We start from the raw sequence: 1,578 nt of genomic DNA, 5'->3' as shown, positions 1-1,578 counted from the left end.
CTGCCGGCGCGGCCATGACATACGGCCAGCGATACCTGCTCAAGATGATCTTCAATATCGCGATTGGCGATGACCGAGACGGCAACACCGTCACAGGCGGCGCCTCGATCACCGAGGAACAGATCGGGACGCTGACCGAGCTGATCGAGAGCGTCGGCGCCGATAAGGCGAAGTTCCTCCGGTTCTTCAAGGTCGAGCAGTTGGCCGAGCTCCCGAGCAAGCGCTTCCAGGAAGCCGTCACCATGCTCAATGCGAAATCGAGGGGCTGACGATGGCACCGAAGGTTATTCAGTGTGAGCAGGGCACGCCGGAATGGTTCGCCGCCCGGCTCGGCATCCCGACCGCCAGCGAGTTCTCAACCGTCATGGCGAAGGGCAAGGACGGCGGGAAGTCCGTCACGCGCCGGACCTACATGCTGAAGCTGGCGGGCGAGATCCTGACCAACGAGCCGATGGAGAGCTATTCCAACGTCCATATGGAGCGCGGTAAGGAGCAGGAAGCCGAGGCGCGCGAGGCTTACGAGCTGATGCGCGACGTGGACACGCTCCAAGTCGGTTTCATCGTCAACGGCGACAAGGGCTGTTCGCCGGATTCCCTGATCGGAGAAGACGGCGGCCTCGAGATCAAGACCGCCCTTCCTCACATCCAGGTCGAACGGCTGCTCAAGGGCGAGCTGCCGGCCGAGCACCGCGCCCAGGTGCAGGGCAACATGTGGGTGACGGAGCGGCAGTATTGGGACTTCGTGTCCTACTGCCCTCGCCTGCCTCTCCTGATCGTCCGCGTCCCGCGGGATGACGGCTACATCGCCACGCTTGCCGGCGCCGTGAAGGAATTCAACGCCGAGCTCGTGAGCGTCGTGGATGCCGTCCGCAGCGCTGGTGGCCTGACCGAACAGCTCAAGAGGAGCGCGGCATGAGCCGGGCAATCGTAACACTGCAAAGCACGGCGGAGCGCGAGCGAGCCATTCAGTGGATCAATAAAGCGCCGACAGGATCAAGAGTTGAATTCAAAGGGCCGTGCCGATCCGTCGATCAGAACTCCCGATTTTGGGCGATGCTGACTGATGTTGCCGTGCAAGGCCGCATCGAGGGCCGCCGATACAACACCGAGCAGTGGAAGCTGATGTTCCTGCATGCCTACGCCGAAGAACGCGGCATTGAGATCAAGTATCTGCCGAGACTCCAGGGTGTCGGCATGGTCCCGTGCGGTCGCTCCTCATCCGACCTGTCAGTTACCGAGATGTCTGAACTGATGGAATACATCTCGGCATGGGGCGTGGAGAACGGCATCAAGTTCCACGATCAAGAGGAGTTTGAAGAGGCATGAGGCGCGAGTTCTCCAAACAGGTCAAGCGCGACGCCTTCATGCGCGCCAACGGCAACTGCGAGAACCCGCAGTGCGGCGCCCGGCTCACGCTCGGCAAGTTTCACTATGACCATTCCATCGCAGACGGCCTTGGCGGCGAACCGACGCTGGAGAATTGCACCGTTCTCTGCACGCCCTGCCACAAGGACAAGACTGCGAAACGAGACGTCCCGGCTATCGCTCGAGCAAAGCGTATCCAGGACCGCCAGCGGG

Annotated in this window: 3 protein-coding genes and 1 pseudogene; all 4 read left to right on the top strand. The window is 61.8% G+C overall.

What is annotated here, in order from left to right; genetic code table 11:
- Window positions 1-269 (top strand): annotated as a pseudogene (locus tag IVB46_RS43625) (ERF family protein); the annotation flags it as partial.
- A 2-nt stretch (window positions 270-271) separates the two neighbouring features.
- Window positions 272-916 (top strand): lambda exonuclease family protein, encoded by a 645-nt coding sequence (locus IVB46_RS43620; protein WP_247346075.1) that lies wholly within the window; start codon window positions 272-274, stop codon window positions 914-916.
- Window positions 913-1,326 (top strand): recombination protein NinB, encoded by a 414-nt coding sequence (locus tag IVB46_RS43615; RefSeq protein ID WP_247346073.1) that lies wholly within the window; start codon window positions 913-915, stop codon window positions 1,324-1,326. Before IVB46_RS43620 ends, IVB46_RS43615 begins: the two co-directional genes overlap by 4 nt.
- Window positions 1,323-1,578 (top strand): HNH endonuclease signature motif containing protein (locus tag IVB46_RS43610; RefSeq protein WP_247346071.1); only part of this gene is annotated, 256 nt, incomplete at its 3' end. The genes IVB46_RS43615 and IVB46_RS43610, both read left to right, overlap by 4 nt.

The organism is Bradyrhizobium sp. 61, assembly GCF_023073075.1.
Taxonomy (GTDB): domain Bacteria; phylum Pseudomonadota; class Alphaproteobacteria; order Rhizobiales; family Xanthobacteraceae; genus Bradyrhizobium; species Bradyrhizobium barranii.
Note: the sequence above shows the minus strand (reverse complement) of the source record. Positions and strands in the feature narration are given on the sequence as shown.

Bases quoted from the DNA above. Each gene is read 5' to 3' on its own strand.
- IVB46_RS43620 (WP_247346075.1), top strand. From the start codon at position 272: ATGGCACCGAAGGTTATTCAGTGTGAGCAGGGCACGCCGGAATGGTTC.
- IVB46_RS43615 (WP_247346073.1), top strand. From the start codon at position 913: ATGAGCCGGGCAATCGTAACACTGCAAAGCACGGCGGAGCGCGAGCGA.